This is a genomic window from Candidatus Acidianus copahuensis (assembly GCF_000632495.1).
GTDB classification, from domain to species: domain Archaea; phylum Thermoproteota; class Thermoprotei_A; order Sulfolobales; family Sulfolobaceae; genus Acidianus; species Acidianus copahuensis.
Genome location: NZ_JFZT01000057.1, coordinates 64,323 through 89,905 on the forward strand (window position 1 = coordinate 64,323; position 25,583 = coordinate 89,905).

Sequence of the window (25,583 nt, forward strand, 5' to 3'; positions counted from 1 at the left end):
ATAAAAAATGTCAAATCAATCAAGTTCAAATCAAATAAAACTAGACATTAAAAGTGGTGGAGTGCAACACTCAATACCGTATAAACTTAAGGCAAATTATGCTATAATTACTGACTTAAACAAATGCTTCGGTTGTGGAGGATGCCAGATGTCTTGTAAGGAGTGGAACACTTCTGGAATGTTTGGACCACTTCCAGACTTAGATCCATATGGTAATCTAGACGTAATGTTCTGGTTAAGAGTATTATATGTAGAGGTAGGAAATTATCCTCAAACAAAAATATACAATATTCCTATAAACTGTTTCCATTGTCTTGACGCTCCATGTGTTCCAGTGTGTCCAGTCGGAGCAACCTTCAAAAGAACTGAAGATGGAATAGTTCTAGTGGATTATACGGAATGTATAGGCACAAAGTATTGCATTTACGCATGTCCTTATGGAAATAGATTCTTCGACTATCTTGAAGGAGTTACTAAGAAGTGTACTCACTGCTTTGATAGAATATACGATCCCACGCTTCCACCGGAAGAAAGGATTCCTGCATGTATTCATGGTTGTATGGTCCAGGCTAGAATATGGACAAATAGGCTAGATCCCACAGATCCAGGTAATATTCTATTTGTTGATAAAGGAGGATTTGTATTGGGTCCAGAGACTGGAGCAAATCCAGCTAGCGGATATTTGCCTTGGAGAAGTAAGTATGCTGGAGATGATGACGTAGAGTTACTTAGTCAATCTGAATATTATAACGAGTATACAGCTAATGGGGTTGTCCAACTGGGTGCACAAGGTAACAACTCTACGTATACAGAGCAAAATCCAGGTGATGGACAAGGTAACAACTCTACGTATACAGAAAGCGATCCTAGTAGTCAAGGTAATACGAACAAGGCGATTAAATGATATCGGTTGAAACTGAATTAAGATATTATATATATGATTTTTTTGGTGATCTTTTTATATATAATTACGATGAGAATGATTATAATCTCCTTTTAGATAAGATGGAGAAATTATCGCAGGTTAAAGAATTTAGAGAATTAGTTAATATAAATGATATTCAAGAAATATTTAAGAAAATAGAAAGGAAAGATTATCTAATTGAATTCTCAACTCTATTTTTATCTGGAAATAGTAATTTAATTCCAATAGAGTCAAAAAGATTATATTCGTTGCAAGGAGAAAAAGTAGCCATTTTTAAGAAAAATGATATCATAAGGTTTTACAGATCGCGTAAACTAGCTCTTGCTATGTCTTTTTTCCAACCTGAAGCAGATCATATAGCTTCAATAATGGCCTTTATGTCATATTTAGTTAGCGAGGAAAATAAAAAAAGAAGAAGCGGTCTCGATCCATTTTCTATAATAACTGACGAAAGAAATTTCTTTACGTCGCATGTATATAATTGGATACCTGAATGGGCGAAAGAAGTGATAGCTGATAAAAGATCGTTTATCTATAAACTAGTTTGTCAACGACTACTAAACTTTCTACAGGTCGAAAAGGACTATTTGGGTGTTTAAATTGCTTAATGTTGGGTTAGTAGTTAGTAAAAGATCAAGAGAAATAATGGGAGACGAGTTTCTTAGGAGCGTTTTTATGGAGGAAAACCTTCAGTATGTAGCGGAAATTGGAGAATATATAGGGGAAGATATAAAATCAAATGATATAAGATCTATTGTTCTAATTAGTGAAAACTATTTGGAGAGACTTGTGGAAAGCCTTGAGGAAGCTGGTATAATACCTCTTGCAATAGAGTGGATTCCTCTAAGATGGATTGAGGGAAAGAAAATGGAGTACGTAAAAGGACTTATTTCATCATATGTATCTAAGGCCAGAGAAATGGACTTAGTTTATAGAGTTCAACCAGTTAGGATAAGTTCTGTTAGTAGAAGATCTCTTCTAAAGTTTAAGCTATATGAGTACAGACCATATCCGATATTAGCAACGGAGTCCATTGCTGAAAAGGAAGTAAATAGGACTCTTGAACTTTGTCCAGTAAAAGCTTTAGCCAAGACTCCTGAAGGTCCACAGGTATCGGAGCCAGAGAAATGCGTTGCATGCGGATATTGCTCTGGAGCTTCTTATCTAGGATTTTTGGAAGTGCCTAATCTTTCAACTGAGCAAGTAATAGAATTTATTAATTCCGCTATATTGAAAGGTGAATTTAATGCAATCTTGTTTACATGCTCTTACGATATTGAAGTTCCTGAAAACATAATTCCTTTAAGAGTTCCTTGTATTGCCTCAATTCATGACTCTTTTATAATGGCTAGCTATGCAGCTGGTCTTCAACCAATACTTTACTTAGATGAAAAATGTGAGAATAAGGAAATAGGAAGGAAGAGATTAGAGGAAATACCAGATTATTTTCCCGGTACGAATCTTCCTATTATAAAGGTTCAAGATAAACTGGAATTAAACAAGGTTAATTTTAGGAATCTTCCTAAGACTGGAATAGATAGAGAGGTAGTGTTATCCAGAAGTAGAAGAAGAGCTCTTTATTTATGGGCTATAAGAGAAATGTCCAAGAAAGTCAAACTAGACCTAGATGCTACAGTACCTGGAATATTTAACGTTAAGGTTGATTCTAGCAAATGCGTTCTTTGCGGAGTTTGTGTAAGGTCTTGTCAGATGATGGTCCCAAATATTTCAAATATCCAGAATTCCATTCAACTTATCTATGATATTCCATATTGTATTGGTTCAGAAAGATGTATAAAGAACTGTCCTGAAAAAGCTATTACCTTAGAGGGATATGCCAAGATATCTGACTTGAAAAAAGTAACTTACAACATTTCAAGTCTAGCAAAGTGTAAATATTGTGGGAAACCCTTAGGCTCATCTAAAGTTAAAGCTAGAGTAGATGAATTGCTTGAATCTTTTGGCTTTAACTTAAGTGAGTATACCAACGTGTGTAACGAATGTAAACAGAAAATACTCAGTAGGAAATGGCTAGAAAAGGTGAGAACAACTTGATTTATGTTACAATAGACTCAATATTTGATTTTTCAAAAGTAAAGGATTGGAAAAAGATCAATATAATGGCGTCTCAGCTCGCTTGTGTAGGAGAGTACAAGTCATTTAACGAATTTTTTAAGGACAGATTATTGACGGTAAATCCCTTCTACGACTCATACTATCTAGAGGAATTGAGGTATAGGGATTCTCTAGCTATAGTATCTAACTTGGATCACAAAACTGTGGAAAATCTTTTGTCCATGTATAATTTAGATTCATTCATCTCAAGGATTATAACTGCTGACATGGTAAAGACTTTTATATCTAGGATATTCTTTCAAAAATTAGGCCATGGTGTTTTAATCACTTCCTTACAGCATGAGGGAGTATTCGCAAAAATGAATAAGTTAAAAGTATACTTTATTAAAAGATACGGAGAAAACTTAGAGGTAGCAGATTATAATGTTGAATCTCTTGAACAAATTGCAGATTTTATGTCCTCTCATAAAATTGACAAAGGACTAGGAGATTCACATTTGAGGTGTTAAGATTGAACGATGAGGACGTTATTTCTCTTTTCAAGGAACTTGGAATGAAAGTAGAGAAAGTAAATGGGCCTATGTTCTTTCAAGTCAATATATCTTCACTTGCAGGAGGGCCAGTAGTTTCAGTAATAAGAACCAGTCAGAACGCAAACTATTATATAATTACAACTATTCTCGATCTACCTCCTATCGATGATAAAACAATGAAACAAATAGGACTAGAACTTAGCAAGATGAACATAGAGTTCTTCTTGACTCAAGAAAATGAGAATCCTAGAGGTCTTCAGCTAGCTAAATTAAGGTATGCTGAAGGTTTAAGTAAAGATCAAATGTTAGATAGTGTAACTCTGGTAAAGAATGCTTCTTACATGGTTGTTAACCTTTTAGACTTGCTAGGGCATAGTCTAAAGCAATAGCGTTACTGACCCTTACTTTGTATAAGAAATCCCTAAAAGTCTAATAAAGACCTCATAACCAATGTACGATGAAATAATTATCGCTAAGAACTGTGATGTAACTCCACTTACGTGAATAAAAAAATATAGAGAAGACGCTAATGAGTATTGAGCTATACCAGTAATTGCTGAAGATATTAAATACTTTATAAGTCCGTATATAAACAGGGTTTCTACTCTCTTTACTATCACCTCATAGAGTAATGTATATGTCCAGATCATTCCTATGATAATTGCTATAGAACTTGAAAATTCAAAGATAAACCTTAATCTAAGCATTAGATAAAGCGCTAAGAGATTGATTGCTGTTCCCGAAATTCCGATAAGGAAAAATTCAATACCAGAAGAGTTCTTCAATAACTCTTTAGAGAATCGTCTAACGTTAAATTTAAACTCAGAATATATTTTTCCTACAGGCACATCTTCCACTTTCGCTTTAGGATTAAGGTTAAGTAGATGGAAAAGGAAGTTATATCCTTGTCCTATAGCATAGTTAACTTTAGCCTTGTTTAATCCAAACACTCCACTAAAGGGATCAGATGTTCTTCTAACCTCAGGTGATATTAAATAAATAGCTAATTTCAATATTTTGTTATCTCTTGAGAATTCTCTTGAAGCAATAACTATATCGTTACCGTTGTAGAGAGCATCGTAGATTTTTTTTATTACATCGATGTTTTCTGGAATTCCAGCTAATACTATTACATAATTAGATTCACTCTTCTCTATGCTATTTCTTATATATTCAATACTCCTAAATTCGAAGTTATCCTCGTTACTTAGTAGTTCTTCATCTGGAGTTATTATCTCAAGTGAAATAGTTGAAAACATCTGTCTTAAAATATTTGAAATTTCTTTGAATTTTTCATTAGAAATAAGTGTTACTATAGTAAGATCGTATTCCGTTTTTGTGGAGCCATTCATGCTTAATAGTTAAATGTTTCGGAAATTTATAATTCCTTTTATGATCGTGTTAATCGTTGAATCTTAAAAGCGAATTATGTCTATAAGCATAAAGGTCATCTTGTAGATTTAAGGAGGTTATTGTAGAAAATTTCTTGATCTACTGGAAATTATTGCTATATGAAGACGTTATTACTCAGGGGTTAGGGGCAAAAGATTCTACCAGTAGGATTGGAAATAGATAGTATTATTGTAAAAAATATAAAGTCTATTTCATAGGATTTTTATACTAACGAGAGAACTATCTTAATTGACTTGGTGAACTTGTACCTTACCTCAAACTGTGGAGTTAAAGCTATGAACTTCAAGATCCGCATAACTCCTACATGGTTTGCCGAAATGATTCCATAAAGGAGACCTCTGCCTTATCCTTTCCAAGAACCTAATCTCTTTTATGATAATACCACATAATATAATATATAGCATGACAGAATTTGACGATATAATTAATGTTCAGTTACTGCGAAAAAAGTACTCGGAATATGAGCAATCTCTATCTGCAGAGCATCCAAGAAGAGTTGGAACCATAGTTAAGGAATTCATAGAATTCATAAGATATATAAAATCCTATACAAGATCTGACAGATTGCTTAATCTTCTTAAGGAACAGGAAAAAGTAGCAAGAAGAATATTAATCCTTGGTAGAGTCAAATATTTCCTGTTCTTTCTTTATAACACTTTAGTTAACACTTTAATTATGAAATTACTAAACCTAATTAGGATTCTTATATCTATAATTTAAATTCTTTTTCTTCTTTTGCTATTCTCATGGTTGAATTTATTCCTATTGGGAAAGTTGTTAGTTTTAGTGGGAGGAGAGAGGATATATCAGAAATACAGATTTTTGTAGAATATGAGGAAGGACTTAAGGGGATAGAAGAGTTTTCTCATTTAATCCTTATATATTTATTAGACAAATCGAAGTTCAGCGGATTAACTAAAGAAAGAAAAGGTGTACGCGTTGGAGTATTCGCAACAAGGAGTCCAAACAGACCAAATCCTATAGGTCTTTCTGTTGTAAATCTTGTCGAGAGAAAGGGTAATACTCTTCTTGTGACGGGATCAAATGCGTTTAAAGATACGCCTATTCTAGACATAAAACCTTATGATAGATGGGACTCTATACGGGAGATAAGAGTTCCGTCGTGGCATAACGTTCAATAAATCATTACCCTTACCATTAGCCTAGAGAAGGGAGCCATTGCACCATGATTCTCGTCTATAAAAGAACTCCTAGTCTCTTTAGACAGTGAGTCCATGGAAGCCAATTCTTGAATCGGTATTGCAATTTCTCTTGCAACAATTCCTTTTCCACCTATTTGAATGACGTCCCTTGGGAAAATCCTTATGCTATTTCCAATAATCTCGCTCCTATTAGCTCCTATAATTATTATACCTCCCTTAGTATCTTCAATTATCTCATCAAATTTCCATTCTCCCCCTTTAATATCTAGGTTAAAGTAGTCTGGTGAAGGGATTGATCCTCTCGCATTACCAGGTTCACCGTATGTGGACGTTAGTGTCCCTAAATAATTAACTATTGTTCCATCTTCTATCAATACTCTTTTATTTGTTTTTACACCTTCATCGTCGAAAACTGAAAATCCCACTAAATTACTATTTAAAGGGTCATCATAAACTTTCACGTCTAGTCCGAAGAGTCTTTCTCCCTCCTTTAGTTTTGGCAGATCTCCTCTCAACAAACTTATTATGTTGTGAAAGAGATGAGCAGTTGCCTCTGGATCTAGTACAGCCTTTACTCTTTCTAGTCCAAATTTTCTCTCCTTTATTTTTGGAGACTGTTGATATTTAAGGAAGTCTATTACGGCTTTAACGTCAGATATATTGCCAGTATAACCGAACTTAATGTTATTTAATTCTACGTAGTTGACAACTTTTTCCTCTATACAATCCACTCTACTTGTAACCTTTCTCGTGATTCTCTTTGAAACGACTGTAGCTTCAACTCCTTCTAATCTTTTTTCTGCACTATCCCACTCGTTTACTGAAGGATGAATAAATGACTTACATTCCTCAAATTTCTTTGATGGAAACTGATCATCTTGGGTGGAGTTTAAAATCCATTTCCCATGAGATAACTTTCTTTTAACTTCTATTCTACTACTACCTCTAAATATGCCGGACGGATACGCGTAAATTACATCCTCCTTATATTCGAAAATCATGATGTTAAATTGGAATTATTAGGAAAAAAAACTATTCCTTATCTGTTATCCAAAGCAAGGCCGAAATCACTATTAGCAAAACATCTAACACTATAGATATCTCTACGTAGGGATTTATCGGTAGAACCTTTCCTACAAACAGAGCTGGTAGAGTCCTAGTCTCAACAAGCAAAACTAGATCTATTACGTAAAACGCTAGCGCTGGTAAGTATAGTTTTCTTATTCCTTGAAGGAAAACTAATCCGGCTATAATTGCTAGTGACGCTACAAATCCGAAGAACACTCTGTAAATTATTGTAGCTGTCGGATTTGGCAATATTGCTGAAGTTAAATCGAAATGAACTCCGGCCCATAGAGTAGATCCTAGTAGTCCAGCCCATCTAAGTGTTTGAATTCCTAGACTTTCCTTTGAAACCTTTGCCATAATGTACGTTATCCGGCGATTAATAAATAATTTTACCCAAATCTAATGATGAATTTATACAAGACTGTTTTATTTGATTTTTATAGTAATTTACCTGAAAATGGATTTATAATGCTAATCTGCCAAATTTACTTCTTAGAAACAGACCTATTGCAAAGAAGAATACTGCAAAACCTATAATGACCGGCACCACCGCTCTCCATGGTCCGAACTCGTTTAGATAATCTGCTAAACCAATTGATATCACTAGAAATACTAAGAGTGGAGCTACAACAACTCCCCACGTAAACCTATCCCATTTCTTACTATTTTCCTGAGTCATAGGAAAGAGAATAACCTAGCGAATTAATAAATCTTTTTTAAATTATGTTTATAAAATTTTAACTATCTCTTCATAAAGTTTTGGATCTTTTTCCTGTAATTTCTTAAGGGAAGGTGGCATGAACCCCTTTGTCTTAACTCCTCTTACTACTGATCTTAGCCAAGTGTCATAAATCTTGCCATTTCCAGTCTTATAGTAAAAATCCTCAAGTTCCTTTACTGCCTCCTCTTCATTTAATCCCTTTACATTAACTAAATATCTAGAGGCAACATATAGTATAAACCTTTTCCTTCCATCGTTTAAACCCTTATCTAATACTTTTTCTACCCAATCGTAATTGGCCTTCCTCTGTCTTGGAGGAAATATTCCATCTACTTCAAACAAGAACTCATCATTTTCATTAAAAACTCTGGTTATTCCGTCTTCAAGTTCTGTATAGCCCGCGTTTGTATCGTCCGGATAGTGGAGGATTGTCCTCTTTGGCATCATGCTCTTATCTCCTTTGACATCTTGATTTTTGTAGCGCAGAAGGAACAAATTTCTCTATTGTTATTAGTCGGCATTCCACAGATCTTGCATTTTCCTAATGTCTTCTTTGGTATATCTTCCATTAATGGCCGTATCTTATTTTCGAAGTTTTCAACTAAGGATATCATGAAACCAGGTATTTTATCGTCTATTTCTTCAATCGATCTTCTTATCTTATCCTGAGTTTGGCCGCCCACAGTGGATGTATGAGGGCATGAATCATAAATAAAGGGAAAGCCCTTTACTATAGCGTAAGTCATTGTCTCCTTTTCAGAAATCAAGAAGAGCGGTTTTACCTTTTTTATATATCCGTTTTCTGCGGGAGATACTGGTCTCAATCTAGCTAGGCTAAGTAGATCTCCGTTATAATAGTTATTTAACAAGAATTGAGCAATATCGTTTAAGTTATGTCCTGTAGCTAGAGTGTCGCATCCTTCATCCTTGGCTACTTTTTCCATGATGTATCTCTTTGTGAGCCCACATGTGCTACAGACTGGTCTACCTGTTCTTCTTTTTGCTTGGTCTATAGTAAATCCGAACTCCTTCTTTAGGTCAATAACTCTGTACTCTACATTTAACATTTCAAAGTTTTTTATAGCATACTCGACACTTTTTGAAGAGTAATTATTTCCTGAAATTCCTAGATCTATAGTAACTCCGAGCAATGAAAATCCGAACTCGGTAGATAGCTCCTTAAGCAAATGAAGTAGTGAAGTACTATCCTTCCCTCCAGATACAGCAACAGCGATTCTTTTACTACCACTGAACATGTCATATTTATGCGCAACCTTTCTTACTCTTTCAGTCATCCATTCTAAAAGATGGTCTCTACATAAGTATAAGTTAGCATAATTTATTCTTATTACTGCATCCTTATCGCACTTGGTACACCTAACCATATAAGTAAATTAATCCATTAGATAATTAAGTTGCTTCCTGGATTTAAGTTAATAACCTCTTCTTGAGAGAAGAAATGAATTAGTGAAATCCTGTAAGATACGGAAAAGACTATTATATCAAGTGAGAAAACCCCTGGAGTTCAAATCATATTTATTCCCCCATTTCATGTTATGACCTAGTGACGTATTTGCGTTAGATGATGTGACGAGTAAGATCTCGTCTTTACTTTTTCCGATAAAAATCTGTTCAGCTTTTGGTTAAGTAATTTAACTGACTGACATTTAAAAAAAAATTATTTTAAATTATGTGAGAGATATTCAAGAACTAAGGGAGTTAAAAATTTCGTAAAAATTAAAAACACATAAAAATGATGATTAGCTACTATGCAATATCTTGCTGAGATTCATCCTAAGGCGAATTTACAGAAAATAAGTAAAGAACTAGAAGTTCTTGGAAGTTTCGATGGATATGACATACCAGATTCCCCGATGGGAATACCATCAATACTCCCTATATCTCTAGCTTTGATTATAAGGCAACGTAGCGATAGTAAGAGAATAATTATAAATCAAAGATTATTAGATGTAAATGAATTGTTCGTTAACTCCTTAAGTCTAACAGCTAAGGCATTTAACCTTGAGATTGCATTTACCAAAGGCGATAAACCAAAGGTAGGGAAAGAAGTAGGTTACTTGTCTTCACAAGAGGCCGTAAATATAGCTAAGAGATATGATGTTAGATCAGGTATGATGGTAAGCCTTAGGAAAAGCAGAGAAGAAATCATAGCAAGACTAGAAAGTAACGCAGACTTTTTTGTTGGGCTTACACTTTTCATTAAAGAATTTAGATAATCTTGATATCTCGAGAATTATTCCATACGTTATAATAAAGACAGAAAAAAATAAAGAACTTTTATCCCAGCTTAACCAGCCCACTTTTAGTGAAAGCGAATTACCTCAATTAATAACTGATTTAAGGGAAAGAGGAATTTCCACTATTCTTCTTTCTTCTCCAAAAGACTTAGACTTCTTTACTAGATTTTCAAAAAGTTTTTAGAAAATTATGCAACTAGATCAAATTTTTAATCTGTTGTCTTTTTTATGCAAGACTTATTATTTAGAAAAAGCATTGATGTTCATGTTCGAAAGTTTAAGTGAAGAGTTAAGGAGGGCGTTGGCTGATGCTAATTACGCTTCTCCTACAAAAGTTCAATCAGAATCCATTCCTCACCTTCTTAGCGGAGAGAGTGTGATTGCTCAGGCTAAAACTGGGTCTGGAAAGACAGCAGCCTATTTAATTCCGGCTATTGAGAGGGGAGAAAAAACACTTGTGTTGACTCCCACGAGAGAGCTGGCTGAGCAGGTCGCATATGAGGGTAGAAGATTAGGTAAATACAAGAGAACATCTGTTGGAGTAATTATTGGAGGAGTTCCTTATTCTGGTCAAGAGGATGAAGCGAGGAAAGATATTGTGGTTGGCACGCCAGGAAGGACATTAGACCTTTGGGGCAAGGGAATCCTTGATCTTTCAAGGTTTACAATGGTTGTAATTGACGAAGTAGATAGAATGTTTGATATGGGATTTATTGATGATGTAAGAATGATATTGAAGAATGCTTCTCCAAGGATTTATGGTTTCTTCTCAGCTACTGTACCAACAGAAGTTGAAGATTTAGCTAAAGAATTTTCTCCTCAAATATATTTCCTTCAAATAGATCAGTATAAGCCAGTAGAAATTTCACATATTTTCCTAGAAGTTAAAGGATGGACTGATAAGATTAGCAAATTACAGGAAAAAGTCGATTCTGGTAAGACGATAGTATTTGTAAATACGAAACAAAGAGCAGAAGAGCTTTATGAACAATTAAGAGACGAGGTTGATGCATCACTACTTCACGGAGATCTTTCTCAGAGAGCTAGGATGAGAAATCTCAATGCGTTCAGGAAGAACTACTCAAAGGTTCTAATATCTACTGATTTAGCTTCTAGAGGAATCGATATTATAGATGTGGAACAAGTGATAAATTTTGATGTTCCAAAGGATATAGAGACTTATATTCACAGAGTAGGAAGAACAGGAAGAATGGGAAGGAAAGGAACAGCTATTACGTTCTATACTTGGAAGGAAGAAATAATGATTAAGAGGATAAAGCAAGCAGTGAAGTATCCGGAAAAGTATTAAAATTCCATTTTACTATTATATATCATGAGCACAAGGGATAAGATTCTACAGTTTCTCTATGATAGAGTTGAGTCAACTCCTGAACAAATTGCTAACGGTATAAGGGACGAAATTGATAACACAGTTTTATTTCTTAAAGGAATGCAAAGGGAAGGACTTGTAGTCGAAAAGGAAAAAGGTATAATAAGGAAAAGGAAAGTCTACTCTTTAACTCCTACAGGACTTGAGGAAGCAAAGAGAGTTAAAGAGAATGTTCAACGTAAAGCAGAAAACATCATGAGATCTATTCAGAACGGTAAAGATCCCAAGGAGTTAATGGAAGAGTATGGTGATATCTTGCCCATGCTTTTAATGATGTCTATGGTTGACGCAATGCTTCAAGATCTCATATTGTTTGATCAGCTCTAGATTTATTATTGTTTTTAGCATTTTTATGACTTTAACATTATCTTTCAATTGCAAATACGCGTAAGAGATTTTTAAGAACTTTACTAGAAAATCCATGAGTGATTAGCCTTTTACAAGCGGAATGAATTCATACATCTAATTTGAAGATTTTATAAATGTAGAAAGATCTGAAGTTCAGATTAAAGAAAGGTATTCGATAGATCAGGTCTGAAAATTGTCATCAGTTTAAAGGGGTAAACATTCCCTTAAGGACATACTAGTTTCTTTACATTAGTAGGGTTAACGGTTTCCTCGTTTAGGATATAATTCGAAGCATCTAATTAATCGTGTATTAATAACGTAGTATTTAACCTAGAACGCAATCTAGCTCCAGGAGAACAAAAGCGTTTATAGTTCTCAAGGACTCACACCATAGAATACTTGTATATTACTTTTGATGTTTAAGTGAAACTACAATTAGCAGACTTAGTTTTAAAAATATTTCTATATAATAGTATTATATTTAAGCTTATCTTTCTATATTATAAATACCTTTTTGAAATGTTCTCAACTATGAATTAGTAAATATTATCTTTCAATACAATATTTGTTAAAAAGAAGTAACGAAAAAGTTTTTAGACTACTACTAGAAAAAGGAAGTATGGCAAAAAAGGCTGGATCTGAGAGTAAGCTAATATATGTTCCATTTATTATACTCATTGTTATAATAGCGGGATTTATTTTTATGACCACTACGCCTTCTCATGGTCAAAGTGAAATTCCCTTTGCCCAATTTGTAAAAGTTTCAAGTACAGATTACGATTCAACTCCTGGTCAGGTATCGATTTACTTTATAAGTTGGTACGGTTGTCCTCTTGGAGCTACAACTTCTTGGCCCCTATATGCAGCATTAAGGGCAGAAGGAGCTAATCTAGTAGTGTATCCACATTATTCGATCGAAGGAGCTATTCCAGGTTTAATTTTTAATAACTCCGAAGATAAGATTTCAAATGATTTAGTTTTTCACTCATTATATCTTTACAATGAATATCTTAATGCGACGCCTAATGGAACTCCAATCCATGCGATACATAGTGGAGGGTTGAGAAATGAGGGTCTAGCTGAGCTAAAAAGTGAGGCTCCAAGCTGGTTAGTTAATTTAGTTGAGAAATATCAGTTTAATGAAAGCGCAACCTCTGATGGGTCAAATTTAGGTCCAATGGCTTATTATGGTAATGAACCTCATATTGTAACAATGTTAGTGATAACAGGACCAAAGGGGACGTGGATAATGTTAGGTTATCCTTCATCTTTTATATCTCCGCAAGATGTGAAGAGCCTAGGATCTCCACAACAAATATATCAAGAAATACAGTCTGGTAACATTCCTACCTCAATCTTAAATGCTGAACAAAAAATTCTAAATATTATTTCCGAAGCTGAATAATTTTAATTGAAGGTTCATTTAGAAGAATTTTTCCTTCAACTTCATAACTTTTCTTTCCTCCTAATATAACAAGGATATTACCTTTTCTTGTGGCATCCTCTATTTCCTCATTAGGATCTCTAAATATGATCGGTGTAATCTCTAGTTCATGAAACCTTCCATCCTCAATCATCTTTTTAAATGGTTCCTCTTTCCACGCTTCCAGCACTTTTTTACCATAAAATGTCTTCCCTTCGGCTATTACAGGTACAATAACTACATCTGCCTCTTGATCTCCTCTAAAATTACCTAGAGTATTACTTATTTCATCAAACATCCTTGACATGTAAGTTCTTCCAACTTCAGTATCGTATATCTTGTCTTTGTCATATCTGTCATGAAAGGTCTTATTAGCCCATAGAAAAGCATCAATTATCTCGTCTTTCCTTTCTATTACATAATCTTTAAATCTAACATTTGCGTTCATAAATGGTATTTGCCCGGCTATCGCAGAGTTCGTTATCAAAACTTTTTTCCTTCTATATATTGTGAGATCTTTAAAATTCTCTCATCAGGGATCGCTAAGAGAGGATTTGCACCAATTCCTATCATCATCCCTTTGTTCTTATCTACGGTTGAATAGAAAGTTATTCTATAGTGATCATAGAACTTTGCCTTTGCATACCACTCTTGATATTTACTAATGCCAATCTCTTTCGCTTTCTCAACTTCTTCTAGGATTTTCGAATATGCCTTCTGAGTATCCTTAAATTTTCCATCTAATCTTCCAAAGGGGATAAAAATTGGTTCACCTACTCTCGGGTAGGCGTAATTTAAACCATAAGATTTTGCTACTTCGGGTAAGGTCGAGTCAATTATAGTCTTTATTGCAATCTTCATTTCTTCTGGTAAATGATCTACGTGATAGATCTTCTTTTCTCCTTTGTTAAAAAGTGACATAGTAGTGTAAAGTTTTAGAAATAAAAAAATTCGTCGGGATTTTCAGATGTTAAATATACCTCTAACAAGTTTCACTATTATATAGATAAATATTACTGTCATTATTCCAAACATTACAAGTCCTGTTAGTAGTTCCTGCCCTTCAGAGAAGGGAGAAAAAGGGTAAACCTCATTAGAGTATGGAGGCCATCCAACTATGAGTATTACCGACAATACGGAATCGCCAGCCATCCATAAGACAAATAAAAGAACCTTTACAGCGTTGTTAAGTGATGAGATCGACAGTCCGGCAAACATTCCGCCGAAGAAAAGAGAGGAATCTTCAATTATCCTTATCCAAAGGACTGCTCCACCAAGATTAAAGAAGAGTGGGGTGTGCCAGAAAACTGCTGAGGCTATTCCTAGTAAAATAAAAAGTCCAGACCCCTTAAATATCTTATATCCTAGAATGAATCCGGCTATAAAGAGAACGTAATGCATTGCCATATAAAGCCACTCATTGCTGAATTCTTCAAGTTCAGTAAATGGATTTATAGCAATTACTAACAAAGCCAACGGTATTGCAATGGATTTTACATTCAACCTGTCTTTAAATACTTTTATCGATATCATGATATTGAATATTTATAGTAAAAATAAAAATTTATTTATTCTGGCGGTATTTCCTTAAAAGTTAAACTAATATCTATTCCTTTCTTTTTATGGGAATACCAAGATACAGCATAGATTAATATCCCTGTAGCTATTACCATTCCAACAAAAATTTGAGTTATTAAACTATTAAACCCAAAAATAGGATTAATCCCTGCCTCATATGTTAAGAAAGCAAAGTATATCGAAGATATTATCCCTGATATTGTTAATGCCTTTACTTTATTCTTTATTCCGAATACTGTGCCAGCAATGCTGACTACAAAGAAGTATATTGCTCCCAGTATAGTAGCTCCATAGAGGGATTCAGCAGCTGTAACTGAGAAAACTGGAACAAGTAGTAGAGAAAGTGTAATTACTAAATCTAGGATATGCGCATATACCGGAGATCCATATCTATTTACTTGGGAGAATTTTTCTGGTAATACTCTGTCAAAAGACAGAGCGAAGATGTACCTAGAGAAAACTATAACTCCATAAGATAAAGTGTAGAAGTTCCAAATAATTACTCCTAAACCGAGTATCCATTGCAAGAAAGGATTAGAGGCTAGTGCTATAGCAACAGTCCAGAAATTATATATGAATGATGAATAAGCAAAATAATTGAAGTAATAACCAGCTACTAAATCCATTTCAGCAAATCCAACAGTTACAAGAAGAGCTGTCATAGAAAGAGCCATGATTAGGTTCAGCTTAGCTATTTTATTAGTCTGCCTAAATTCAGCTGATACTGCTGGTCCTGCTGTCATCCAAGGATATGTGTAGAGAGCAAATAGTGGAAGAAGTAAAAGAGTGTAATCCCAATTAACTTGAGGTAAAAAGGCATGACTCGTTTTACTCTCACTTACTCCAAAGCTTGAAAGAAGAGGAGAGATACTAGTAAAGAAGTGAGAAGAACCAATAGCTATTGTGATCATCGCTATCACTAAGGTTGATATCGAAAATATCCCCAAAAAGGAAACGAGTCTGTATCCCCACTTCGCTTTAAAAATGTTAAGCAGTATAGCTCCGAGGAAGAAAGCTGCAGATATTCCATAAAAGAGCAATCTTTGTCCTATAGTTAAGTTAGTCGAGTATGGATCTACAAATATATTTTTCCCTAGGTATAGTAAAGCATTTGAGTGTTCTACATTTCCTATAGTGCATATTACTGCGTTCATAGCTGAGCCTGAAAAGTAAGAAACTAATGCCAAATACGCAATGGTTTCTAACTGAAGGGAGATAGCCATGATAGCGCCGATAGGACCATTAAGACTTCTAGATATCCAGATATAATCTCCGCCAGTTCTGGACATTCTTCTTGTCAAAGAAGTGTAAATTATTAGCTGTGGAATAGCTAGTAATGCTCCTATTATTGAGGCCAGCCATAATACACCTCCCGGACCAGCTATTGTGGGATTATTTGATGGATTAACGTAAGGCGATATTGATTCAAATAGCGCTATACCAGCTGACATATTCCCAATGTTGAGCATTATAGCATCTACGAGACTTACTTGCTTAAGTAAACCGGATGACTCTCTTATAAAAACGTTCTTTGACATCAAGTGAACAATTTCTACTTAGTATAAAAGATTAATGTATCAATGTAAAAGTATCACGGCGAATATACTCTTGGAATTTACTTAATCATGTAAAAGGTTCAAATCTTAGTAGAAGTGTAGCAAATTCTAGTATCTTGTTTCAACTCTATTTTTTCGCAATCCATTCTCTTGAAACTGCTAAGTGAGGATAGTTCTCCTTTTAGTTTTTGTTCGATGTAAGTTACCTTGTATGCGGTGATAGACGTCCAATAATTACTTAAGCTAGAAATGACTATTAGCCTTGGTTTAATACTTGTTAATGCTTCTATTGAGTTTTCCTGAATTCTCCCTGTATTCACTAATTTGATTTCCTTTATTATGGCTTCTCCATTTACTTCGTCCAATTCGTATCCATCAACGTAAATTGTGACTAGTCCATTTGTCCTAATAATAGTAGAAAACTCTTCTGGTAAGATAGATATCTTGTATTTCTTAATGTAAGATAGCCAGCGGGCTCTCTTTCTTCCAAAAGTTTTACTTCTTACTATTGAGAGAAGACTCATGTTATATATGACGTCACTATAGGAAAAACTAACAAGATCCATATCTCTAAAAATGAACCTTTCTGAACACTTCGAGTTAGAAAGTTCTTTATCGCATACGAATGTAAATTCACTTAAAGGAGGAATTATTACATCTTCAGGAAGTTCTACCCTAAGATCCAACTCAAGTATAGTTTATTTAAGAGTTATAAAAAGGGAATACTGATCTAGATGCTAAGGGCAACGTATAACATAACTATTCCAATGAAAATAGCTAAACTGTTAATAACCAAGTTATCATACCTAAAATGAGCTAAGGCAAATCTGGTCCATCTTTTATTCTTTCTAATATATATCCCTCTTTCTGTGAAAACGTCGAGTAACATATGTGAGGGGCCGACGAGAAATCCATCAATTATTCCGATTATGAAATTGAAGTTAAGAAAAAATAGCGTGATAACGAAAGGTAAGGAAAGAAGAATACCCCAACCTATAGATCTAGGTAACGTATGAGTCCTAGGAGTTCTTGATATATACTTTCCTCTAATTTCATGTCCAAGTTTATCAATTGTCAAATTTCCAATAATGGAAATCAGCCCAGCAACTATCGGAGTAATTAGCGCTGGATAAAGAAAATAAGTGAATAAAGTAAGTAATCCAGTTGAAAAGACGTAGTGGGTTCTAAGTTTCATCTTATTCAATATTTATCTAAATATTATGGCTTTAATAAACAATAGTTATAATACCTCATATAAATATATGGAATATCGTGACCTACTGGTTAATACCAATTCAAGAGGATATGTGGGAAGTAATAAAGGAAAAAGGAATTTATGGATATAAGGAAAATCTACAGCAATACATAAAAAATGGAGATCTTCTCATCATATATATCAGTAAATATTATGCAAAGACATATGGAGGAAAAATAGTTGGAGTAGTTAAGGTTACATCAGATTGGTTCTATGATGAGACACCAGTCTTTCCAGAGGAGATAGTAAGAAATAAAGCTATATTTCCACATAGGGTAAAGGTTGAAGTAGAGAATGTAGGAGTATGTGACTTTAGAGATATTCTTGATAAAATTAACTTTATTGAAGATAAATTACAAATGGCGAAATATTTAAGAAACGCTCCCGCAAATCTAAAAAGGCCAATTCCAGAGGGTGACGCTAAGATAATCGAGGAATGTCTTCTCCTTCATGTTTGAGTTTAAATTTTTCTATTTATGTTTATACTATATCTAATCTATATAGAAAATTGTCCCCTATATAGATTACTTCAAATATAGTGATTATCTATATATTTACCATACTGAAACTTCATACAGAGAATAAAGATGCAGAAAAAACCTGAAGGAAAAGCAGCCTTTGAAGAATTAGATAATATGAAGTTATCCTTTAAACATATAAAAATATGGTACACAGCAGGTATGGGATTTTTTACTGATGCATATGATTTATTTATTATTGGTGCAATATTAGATATATTTACTGTATATAAATTACCAGGATTTCAATTAAATCCCTTTTATGAAGGGCTATTAGCTTCTTCAGCTATAGTAACAGCGATTATTGGACAGCTTCTCTTTGGTTTCTTAGCTGATAGAATAGGTAGGAAAAAGGTTTATGGAGTAGAGGCATCTTTGTTAACAGCAGGAGCGTTTTTATCTGGGTTATCGCCAAATCTTGCTTGGTTAATAGCCTTTAGAATGATAATGGGCTTTGGTATTGGAGGAGATTATCCAATATCTGCTACAATTATGAGTGAATACTCAAATGTTAAGGACAGAGGGAAGTTAGTAGCTTTAGTATTTGCTAATCAAGGAATTGGAACGTTGGTAGCGGTAGCTGTAGGAGCCATTTCAGCTTTTACTCTTCCTGCAGATATTGCTTGGAGGGTTATGGCAATAGTTGGAGGAATACCTGCAGCTACAGTTATTTATCTAAGGAGAAAAGTACCAGAAACACCTAGATATGCCGCGATGGAGCAGAAAAAGGAAGATTTAGGTAAATCCACCAAATTTATGGGAGTTAGAGAGGAAAACCAGGTTGTAATTAAAAGAATAAGCTTTGGGCAGTTTATTTCAAAGTATTGGAAGGTGCTTTTGGGGACAGCTGGAACATGGTTTATTTTAGATGTTGCGTTTTACGGGACAGGCGTTTACTCTGGTCCAATAGTATCTTCTATACTTGGGAAACCTGTTAATGTCGGTACTGAAATAGTTTATGCGGGTATACCGTTTATGGTCGGATTTTTTGGCTATTTCACTGCGGTTGGACTAATGGATAAATTGGGAAGGAAGTTAATACAAATCCAAGGATTTTTAGTAATGGCGATTATATACGCAATAGTTAGTGCAGTTATGATATCAAGCGGAGTAAAAGTTATAGGATTTACAATTCCAGTAGATTTAGCCTTTGCTATTTACGCTTTATCTTACTTCTTTATAGACTTTGGTCCAAACACTACTACCTTTGTTATCCCAGCAGAAATATATCCAACCTCAAATAGAACTACAGGACACGGAATTTCTGCTGCGGCAGGTAAAACTGGTGCGGCGTTAACAACTTATTTATTCCCTCTTTTGCTAAATGAAATAGGAGTCAAGAATATTCTGGATATTTTAGCAGTACTTTCCGTTATAGGTGTTATGTTAACTTACTTTACAATAAAGGAACCAAAATTGAAGAACTTAGAGGATGTATCAGAAGATAGAGTTGAAATACAACAAGAAGTTAAATAAAGTCTTTTTGAATAGTTTCTTGATTTACCAAAATTCTTATGTAAATGGAAAGATTTTTAGATAAAATTGAAAATTAACACTATTAATGGCCACCTTTAATAAAAATAAAGGTTAATTAAATAAAAGTTTATTAAAGTTGACTAAAAAATTTATTCGTTTAGGTATGTGCAATCTCATAGTCTTTGACTTAGAGAGAGAGGCAATAAATACGGATAATGTAGTTTTGCTAAACTTAGGTGACTTTAAGCGAATTGGAGAACTTAGCTATATACAAGTTCTTTCATCTCCACACAAAAAGGAGTTATCGAAGAGTTATTACTATTATATATTAAAAAGATTAAAGGAATTAGACTTGTTGGAAGATGATAAGATCACGTTTAGAATTGCTCTTCCATATAAACTCTCTAAATCTGGGTTAGAGTTAGTTAATGGCATTCTTTACATAACTGAAGACAAAAAGCTTGTGTACTATGATAATAGTCAAGAGGTTTATACATGTGGAAAATGCCCAGTAACCTCATCATGTTTAATGGCAATTAAAAAGATTGCCAAGGAGAGAGAAGTTAAGATAAGAAGTGAAAATCTTGACGATGCGTGGCTATCAGTAATGACTAGTCTAAATTTAAAAATAATAACTTCAGCTAGAAGTCTTAAATTGATAAGTTCTTTTGTCTGAATTGGATATATTATAATTTTTTAGTTATTTATTTACTTAGATCTATAGTAAAAATTATAGTTATATATGCTAAGACTTAAAAACTTTAAAAAACATATACCCATATGACAGTTAGGAGACCTGAAGAATACATTGAAGCAATAAGACATAGAAGTAAGGTTGAAATTTACGTAATGGGAAAAGAAGTCGAAGATGTAACTACGAATCCATTCTTGAAACCTTCAGTAATGGCCTTTAAGGCAACTTATGATGCTCCTTGGGATGAGGATACAAAGGAGTTAGCTAGGGCTTGGAGCCCCTTTATTAATGAGGAGGTAAATAGGTTTAATCACATCCATAGATCGCCAGAAGATTTAGCGGCAAAAGTCAAATTACTTAGGAAGATAAGTCACAAGGTAGGCGCATGTTTTCAAAGATGTGTTGGTTTCGATGCACTAAACACACTATATATTACAACAAACCTAATGGCACAAAAGGGAAAGACTGACTATAAAGACAGATTTGTCGAATACGTTAAATACGTTCAGAAGAGGGATTTAGCTCTTGCTGGAGCAATGACGGATGCTAAAGGAGCTAGAAATCTAAAACCGCATGAGCAACCGAATAAGGACGCGTACGTAAGAGTAACTGACGTGTCAAAGGATGGAATTTACGTTTCTGGAGCGAAGGCAAATATAACCGGAGTTGCTGCTACTGAAGAGATTGTTGTGATGCCTACTAGAGCAATGGGTCCAGAAGATAAGGATTACGCGATTTCTTTCTCTATTCCTACAGACACAGAAGGAATAAAGATAATTATAGGTAGGCAATTAAACGACGCGAGACGATTTGAAGGTGGGGAAATAGACGGTTTGCCATATTATTATAATCACGAGGGACTAATTGTATTTGACAATGTATTTGTGCCAATGGAAAGAGTTTTTATGTTAGGAGATTGGGAGTTTAGTGGAAATCTCGTTGAGATATTCTCTTCTTATCATAGACAAGGCTATGGAGGCTGCAAGGCAGGACTAGCAGATGTAATAATAGGTTCTGCTAGTAATTTGGCTAAGCAGATAGGAGTAGAGAAGGCTCCTCATGTTCAAGATAAACTCAATGAGGCAGTATTCTTGACTGAAACAATGTACTCCGCTGGAATTGCTGCAAGCCTTAATGCCGTTCAGGTTTGCCCAGGCTGTTGGTGGGTTAATCCAATGCATGCTAATGTTACGAAACATTTAGTTGCAAGATTTCCTTACGAGATATCTAAGATAACTACAGATATAGCGGGAGGAGCTTTAGGTACCGCACCAAGCGAATGGGATCTTAAGAATCCTAAATTAAGAAAATACATAGAAAAGTTCTTTCAAGGAATGACAGATTATACTGCAGAGGATAGACTTAGGATGATAAGATTACTTGAGAACACTAGTATAGGAGTAGCATTTCTCATAGAATCAGTCCATGGAGCAGGTAGTCCTGCTGCTCAAAGAATAATGTTTAACAGGTTATATAACTTTAGTTATTCAGAAGAAGTGGCAAAGAGGTTGGCAGGAATGAGATCTTCGGTGAAATTTTCAGAAAAGGCAGAACCTTGGAGAGAAACAGATACAGAAAAAACAGCAAAGAGTACCAAGAAGGAGTAACCTCAACTTATTAAATATAATTATAATTTTTTAACATATTTTAATCCTATCCTCTGGTAACTGAATAGATGTTATTGTAACCCTAAATAAAGACGACCTCTTTAATCAATTTTTATTTATTTATCAGGAAAATCTTATATAGTATTTACATAGATTTATCGTTTATGAAGTCCTACGTCCATGCTACAATCGCTTCCACATTTTCTTGGGCGGGAAACATATATGACCTATTGCTAATGACGTATGTTTACTCTTATCTAGAAGAGGCATATCATATAAACTTCTTCTCTGTATCTCTGCTCTTCTCTCTGGGACTTTTAGGTAGAGTGGTTGGAGGAACTATTTTTGGGAAATTCGCAGATGTTTATGGTAGAAAGCCTATACTCATGTTAGGAACTGGACTCTATGCCTTATTTCAAGGACTCATGGCTTTTTCTCCTGATGTTCTTCTACTCTTTGTTTTTAGGACTTTAGCAGGGGTTTTTATGGGAGCGCAATGGACTGCTGGGACAGTGATAGCGTATGAGCAGGCTCCTAATTCTATAAAGGGGTTCGTTGTAGGCATAGTACAAGCAGGATATGGAATTGGTTATTCCCTCACGGGAGTTACTTATCTCGCTTTCCTTCCTTTTATGGGTATGGCTTGGAGAGAGTTCTTGCTTGTTGGTTCTTTACCATTGCTTTTAGTCCCTTATATGAAATTTAAAGTAAGTGAACCAGGATTAGGGACAGCAGAGAGAGTTAGAGTGAGTTATAGGGAATATACGTCTCTCCTTCTTAAAGCTACTTTGGCAATGTCTGGGATGTTTATTGCATATTTCTCAATTTTTGCCAACTATGTAACTATAGCAACAATGGAAGGAGTACCTTCAAGTACCTTAGGTTTGATAATGACTATTGCTAATATTTTACTAGCAATTTCTTTTATTACCTTTGGGAGATTAGCGGATAGAGTAGATAAGAAAAAGTTAATCTATTTTGGTTTATTTGCAATGCTATTTTTCCTGCCATTTGCTGTGCCGATTGTAGGTCAGTTAAGGGTTATACCATTAATGCTTGGTTCAATTGTAGGTTACTCTTTTTCGACTGGTTTTTGGCCATTAATGCCCTTATTATTGGCGGATTCAGTACCTGCTGATATCAGAGGTTACTTATCTGGATTATCTTATAATATGGGTGGATTCTTTGGAGGAATAGCTAATATAATAATAGGGATATTAGTTTCCTTTTTCGGCATTGCAACTTTACCTAAATGGGCTGACATCTTTGGAATATCCTCGCTATTATTAGTTTTAGTTAGCATACTAACTTGGCCTAAGAGTAAAGCTAATATGCGCGCTATTCAAGTATAGGTATTTCCATCTTTGGAGGGGATTCTTGGCGCTTTTTCCTAAAATTTTTCTAATGAAAGCTATTTACATCAACCTTCGCTGGTATACCATTTTCTCAATTTCGAAGGGGAAGTAAAAAGAAGTAATTCGTATCCTTCAAAAAGTAGAATGTATAAATTAAATAAATCTCAGTTTTCTTTTTATACCCTTTATACTCCTTTATTCTTCATGGAAAATTTACCATTCAACGAGAGGTATTATCAACCACCCTACAAGGAAATGTATAGAAGATCTCTAGAAGAATCTGAATCTTTCTGGAGAGAAATGGCCCAAGGAATAGACTGGTTTTCTCCATTTTCAAAAGTTTTGGACTCATCAAATCCGCCTTTTTTCAGATGGTTCCCAGACGGTAAAGTCAACATATGCTATAATGCAGTAGATAGGCATCTTGAGTTTAGAAGAAATAAAGTTGCATTAATATGGGAAAATGAAAAAGGGGAGAATAAGATTCTAACATACTACGATCTCTACACTGAAGTAAATAGATTTGCGAGTGCTCTACAGGATTTGGGCATAAAAAAGGGAGATAGAGTTCTAATATATTTACCTTTAATGCCAGAATTGCCTATATCAATGCTCGCCTTAGCTAGAATAGGGGCAATACACAGCGTTGTATTCTCTGGATTTTCAACTCAAGCCGTAACTGACAGAATAAATGACGCTAAGGCAAAGTTAGTAATAACAACGTCACACACAATGAGGAGAGGAAAGAGAATAGAGCTTAAGAGGACAATAGACGATGCAGTTTCTCAAACTCCTTCAGTTGAAAATGTGTTGGTCATAAAGAGAGATGAGGAAATAGATTTAAATGAAGATAGGGATGTTCTTTACCAAGATTTGACTAAGAAGAAAATTGTAAAGAAAGTTGAGGTCGAGGAAACTCTTTCTACCGATCCGCTCTTTATCCTTTACACTTCAGGAACTACTGGAAAACCTAAAGGTATCCTTCACTTACACGGAGGATATGGCCTTTGGACTTATCTGACTACTAATTGGGTATTTGATCTTAAGGAAAACGACGTTTTCTTCAACACTGCTGATATAGGCTGGATAACTGGACATTCATACATAGTATACGGTCCTCTCCAGAATGGGGCAACAACCCTAATGTACGAGGGAGTTCCAGACTATCCAAATCCTGATAGGTGGTGGGACTTAGTAGAGAAATACGGAGTTACTGTGTTTTACACCTCTCCGACAGCCGTGAGAACTTTAATGAGATATGGTGAAGAGTGGGTGAAAAATCATGATCTCTCAACGCTTAGACTTCTTGGAAGCGTTGGAGAGCCAATTAATCCAGAGGCATGGAGATGGTATTTCAAGAACATAGGAAGGTCTACATTACCCATAGCTGATACATGGTGGCAAACTGAGACAGGAGGGATTATGATTTCAGCAACTCCTGGACTAGGAAATTATATGCTTAAACCGAGTGCTAACGGATTGCCTTTACCTGGTGTAGATGCAGATGTATTTGATGAAAATGGAGATCCTGCTCAAAGTAGAGAGAAAGGTTATATAGTTATAAAAAGACCATGGCCAGGAATGCTTGCAGGCGTTTGGGGAGATCCAGACAGATACGTTAACACTTACTTCTCAAAGTTTCATAACGTATATTACCCAGGTGATTATGCAGTAAAAGATGAAGATGGATTCTTCTACATACTTGGCAGAGCGGATGAAGTACTTAAGATAGCAGGACATAGAATAGGTACAAGAGAAATAGAGGATGTCTTAATATCTCATCCAGCTGTTGCCGAGTCCGCAGTAATTGGAGTTCCTGATCCAGTTAGAGGAGAAGTCGCAGTAGCCGCTGTAGTACTTAAGTCAGGATACTCACCTTCAGAGGAATTGAGGAAAACCTTATTAGACTACATAAGAAGCGCACTAGGTAGTTTCGTAGTGTTTGGAGGGCTTTACTTTGTCACGAAATTACCTAAGACAAGATCTGGAAAAATAATGAGAAGAGTCGTTAAAGGTGTTATCTCGGGCGCGCCTGTAGGAGATACTACAACTCTTGAAGATGAAACGTCTATTGATGAACTGAAAAAGTCAATAGAAGAATTCTCTAAAGAAATATCACAGCAAAAAAAGGAATAGAAAATGCTTTTATATTTTCTTTCTATATAAGTAATGATTAATAAATAGATGTAAATAAGCTAATTTAATAGCTTAGTTTAAGTAAAGTGA

At 34.8% G+C, this 25,583-nt stretch carries 29 protein-coding genes; 17 read left to right on the top strand and 12 right to left on the bottom strand.

Translation table 11 applies throughout. The features are described from left to right. Positions 1 to 7: 7 nt before the first annotated feature. The 5 genes from CM19_RS10520 to CM19_RS10540 are packed head-to-tail and all read left to right on the top strand — an operon-like array spanning position 8 to position 3,923. Positions 8 to 904 (top strand): 4Fe-4S dicluster domain-containing protein, encoded by an 897-nt coding sequence (locus tag CM19_RS10520; protein ID WP_048100401.1) that lies wholly within the window; start codon positions 8 to 10, stop codon positions 902 to 904. Further along, positions 901 to 1,524, top strand: a complete 624-nt coding sequence (locus CM19_RS10525; protein WP_048100402.1) for a TorD/DmsD family molecular chaperone — start codon at positions 901 to 903, stop codon at positions 1,522 to 1,524. The genes CM19_RS10520 and CM19_RS10525 overlap by 4 nt, the downstream gene beginning before the upstream one ends. 1 nt (position 1,525) lies before the next feature. After that, entirely contained in the window at positions 1,526 to 2,980 is a 1,455-nt protein-coding gene (locus CM19_RS10530) for a 4Fe-4S dicluster domain-containing protein (RefSeq protein WP_048100501.1), read from the top strand. After that, entirely contained in the window at positions 2,977 to 3,510 is a 534-nt protein-coding gene (locus CM19_RS10535) for an HAD family hydrolase (protein WP_150111429.1), read from the top strand. Before CM19_RS10530 ends, CM19_RS10535 begins: the two co-directional genes overlap by 4 nt. Positions 3,511 to 3,512: 2 nt before the next feature. Continuing rightward, positions 3,513 to 3,923, top strand: coding sequence for a DUF2299 family protein (locus tag CM19_RS10540; RefSeq protein ID WP_150111430.1), 411 nt, complete (start codon positions 3,513 to 3,515; stop codon positions 3,921 to 3,923). Positions 3,924 to 3,935: 12 nt separating this feature from the next. Here CM19_RS10540 and CM19_RS10545 read toward each other — a convergent pair whose 3' ends face one another. Beyond that, a complete protein-coding gene (locus CM19_RS10545) occupies positions 3,936 to 4,886 on the bottom strand; it encodes a GtrA domain-containing protein (protein WP_048100404.1) in 951 nt (316 codons plus the stop codon). 433 nt (positions 4,887 to 5,319) lie between these two features. Here CM19_RS10545 and CM19_RS10550 point away from each other — a divergent pair, with 433 nt between their 5' ends. Beyond that, positions 5,320 to 5,667, top strand: a complete 348-nt coding sequence (locus CM19_RS10550) for a hypothetical protein (protein WP_052349536.1) — start codon at positions 5,320 to 5,322, stop codon at positions 5,665 to 5,667. Positions 5,668 to 5,693: 26 nt separating this feature from the next. Next, positions 5,694 to 6,089: a tRNA (N6-threonylcarbamoyladenosine(37)-N6)-methyltransferase TrmO gene (gene tsaA, locus CM19_RS10555; protein WP_048100405.1), complete on the top strand. Its 396-nt coding sequence runs from the start codon at positions 5,694 to 5,696 to the stop codon at positions 6,087 to 6,089. Here tsaA and CM19_RS10560 read toward each other — a convergent pair. The 5 genes from CM19_RS10560 to CM19_RS10580 form a co-directional block, all read right to left on the bottom strand. Continuing rightward, positions 6,083 to 7,111: a metallopeptidase TldD-related protein gene (locus CM19_RS10560; protein WP_048100406.1), complete on the bottom strand. Its 1,029-nt coding sequence runs from the start codon at positions 7,109 to 7,111 to the stop codon at positions 6,083 to 6,085. The two genes, tsaA and CM19_RS10560, sit on opposite strands and share 7 nt — an antisense overlap. A 31-nt stretch (positions 7,112 to 7,142) precedes the next feature. Further along, entirely contained in the window at positions 7,143 to 7,535 is a 393-nt protein-coding gene (locus CM19_RS10565; RefSeq protein WP_048100407.1) for a hypothetical protein, read from the bottom strand. Positions 7,536 to 7,641: 106 nt separating this feature from the next. Then, a complete protein-coding gene (locus tag CM19_RS10570) occupies positions 7,642 to 7,857 on the bottom strand; it encodes a hypothetical protein (RefSeq protein WP_048100408.1) in 216 nt (71 codons plus the stop codon). Positions 7,858 to 7,905: 48 nt separating this feature from the next. Next, positions 7,906 to 8,343: a DNA primase noncatalytic subunit PriX gene (gene priX, locus CM19_RS10575; RefSeq protein WP_048100409.1), complete on the bottom strand. Its 438-nt coding sequence runs from the start codon at positions 8,341 to 8,343 to the stop codon at positions 7,906 to 7,908. Then, entirely contained in the window at positions 8,343 to 9,284 is a 942-nt protein-coding gene (locus CM19_RS10580) for a PP-loop family protein (RefSeq protein ID WP_048100410.1), read from the bottom strand. The genes priX and CM19_RS10580 overlap by 1 nt, the downstream gene beginning before the upstream one ends. A 384-nt stretch (positions 9,285 to 9,668) precedes the next feature. Here CM19_RS10580 and CM19_RS10585 point away from each other — a divergent pair, with 384 nt between their 5' ends. From CM19_RS10585 to CM19_RS10600, 4 genes are all read left to right on the top strand, one after another. Next, a complete protein-coding gene (locus tag CM19_RS10585) occupies positions 9,669 to 10,136 on the top strand; it encodes a hypothetical protein (RefSeq protein WP_235185671.1) in 468 nt (155 codons plus the stop codon). Between the two features lie 286 nt (positions 10,137 to 10,422). Beyond that, complete coding sequence (locus tag CM19_RS10590) at positions 10,423 to 11,466, top strand: DEAD/DEAH box helicase (RefSeq protein WP_048100411.1); 1,044 nt, start codon at positions 10,423 to 10,425, stop codon at positions 11,464 to 11,466. 24 nt (positions 11,467 to 11,490) lie between these two features. Next, positions 11,491 to 11,874, top strand: a complete 384-nt coding sequence (locus CM19_RS10595) for a hypothetical protein (protein ID WP_048100412.1) — start codon at positions 11,491 to 11,493, stop codon at positions 11,872 to 11,874. A 640-nt stretch (positions 11,875 to 12,514) separates the two neighbouring features. Continuing rightward, positions 12,515 to 13,300, top strand: a complete 786-nt coding sequence (locus CM19_RS10600) for a DUF929 domain-containing protein (RefSeq protein ID WP_048100413.1) — start codon at positions 12,515 to 12,517, stop codon at positions 13,298 to 13,300. Here CM19_RS10600 and CM19_RS12620 read toward each other — a convergent pair. The 6 genes from CM19_RS12620 to CM19_RS10625 form a co-directional block, all read right to left on the bottom strand. After that, entirely contained in the window at positions 13,281 to 13,805 is a 525-nt protein-coding gene (locus CM19_RS12620; RefSeq protein WP_052349537.1) for a hypothetical protein, read from the bottom strand. The genes CM19_RS10600 and CM19_RS12620 overlap by 20 nt on opposite strands. After that, entirely contained in the window at positions 13,802 to 14,239 is a 438-nt protein-coding gene (locus CM19_RS12625; RefSeq protein ID WP_052349538.1) for a hypothetical protein, read from the bottom strand. Before CM19_RS12625 ends, CM19_RS12620 begins: the two co-directional genes overlap by 4 nt. Positions 14,240 to 14,281: 42 nt before the next feature. Next, a complete protein-coding gene (locus CM19_RS10610; RefSeq protein ID WP_048100414.1) occupies positions 14,282 to 14,851 on the bottom strand; it encodes a DUF1404 domain-containing protein in 570 nt (189 codons plus the stop codon). Between the two features lie 35 nt (positions 14,852 to 14,886). Continuing rightward, the gene (locus tag CM19_RS10615; RefSeq protein ID WP_048100415.1) at positions 14,887 to 16,437 is read right to left on the bottom strand and encodes an APC family permease; all 1,551 of its coding nucleotides are present in this window, start codon (positions 16,435 to 16,437) and stop codon (positions 14,887 to 14,889) included. 95 nt (positions 16,438 to 16,532) lie between these two features. Continuing rightward, the gene (locus tag CM19_RS10620; protein WP_048100416.1) at positions 16,533 to 17,138 is read right to left on the bottom strand and encodes a hypothetical protein; all 606 of its coding nucleotides are present in this window, start codon (positions 17,136 to 17,138) and stop codon (positions 16,533 to 16,535) included. Between the two features lie 44 nt (positions 17,139 to 17,182). After that, on the bottom strand, positions 17,183 to 17,647 hold the full coding sequence (locus tag CM19_RS10625; RefSeq protein WP_048100417.1) for a DUF1286 domain-containing protein: 465 nt from the start codon (positions 17,645 to 17,647) through the stop codon (positions 17,183 to 17,185). Positions 17,648 to 17,724: 77 nt separating this feature from the next. Between CM19_RS10625 and CM19_RS10630 the strand changes: the two genes are divergently transcribed. From CM19_RS10630 to acs, 6 genes are all read left to right on the top strand, one after another. Further along, entirely contained in the window at positions 17,725 to 18,165 is a 441-nt protein-coding gene (locus CM19_RS10630) for an EVE domain-containing protein (RefSeq protein WP_048100418.1), read from the top strand. Positions 18,166 to 18,294: 129 nt separating this feature from the next. Next, positions 18,295 to 19,701, top strand: a complete 1,407-nt coding sequence (locus CM19_RS10635; protein ID WP_048100419.1) for an MFS transporter — start codon at positions 18,295 to 18,297, stop codon at positions 19,699 to 19,701. A 163-nt stretch (positions 19,702 to 19,864) separates the two neighbouring features. Next, positions 19,865 to 20,377 (top strand): hypothetical protein, encoded by a 513-nt coding sequence (locus CM19_RS10640; protein ID WP_052349539.1) that lies wholly within the window; start codon positions 19,865 to 19,867, stop codon positions 20,375 to 20,377. A gap of 104 nt (positions 20,378 to 20,481) precedes the next feature. After that, on the top strand, positions 20,482 to 22,002 hold the full coding sequence (locus CM19_RS10645) for a 4-hydroxyphenylacetate 3-hydroxylase family protein (RefSeq protein ID WP_048100420.1): 1,521 nt from the start codon (positions 20,482 to 20,484) through the stop codon (positions 22,000 to 22,002). A gap of 164 nt (positions 22,003 to 22,166) precedes the next feature. Next, on the top strand, positions 22,167 to 23,354 hold the full coding sequence (locus CM19_RS10650) for an MFS transporter (protein ID WP_048100421.1): 1,188 nt from the start codon (positions 22,167 to 22,169) through the stop codon (positions 23,352 to 23,354). 207 nt (positions 23,355 to 23,561) lie between these two features. After that, positions 23,562 to 25,493 carry an acetate--CoA ligase gene (gene acs, locus CM19_RS10655; protein WP_048100505.1) on the top strand — a complete coding sequence of 644 codons (1,932 nt, stop codon included), beginning with the start codon at positions 23,562 to 23,564 and terminating at the stop codon, positions 25,491 to 25,493. Positions 25,494 to 25,583: the final 90 nt, after the last annotated feature.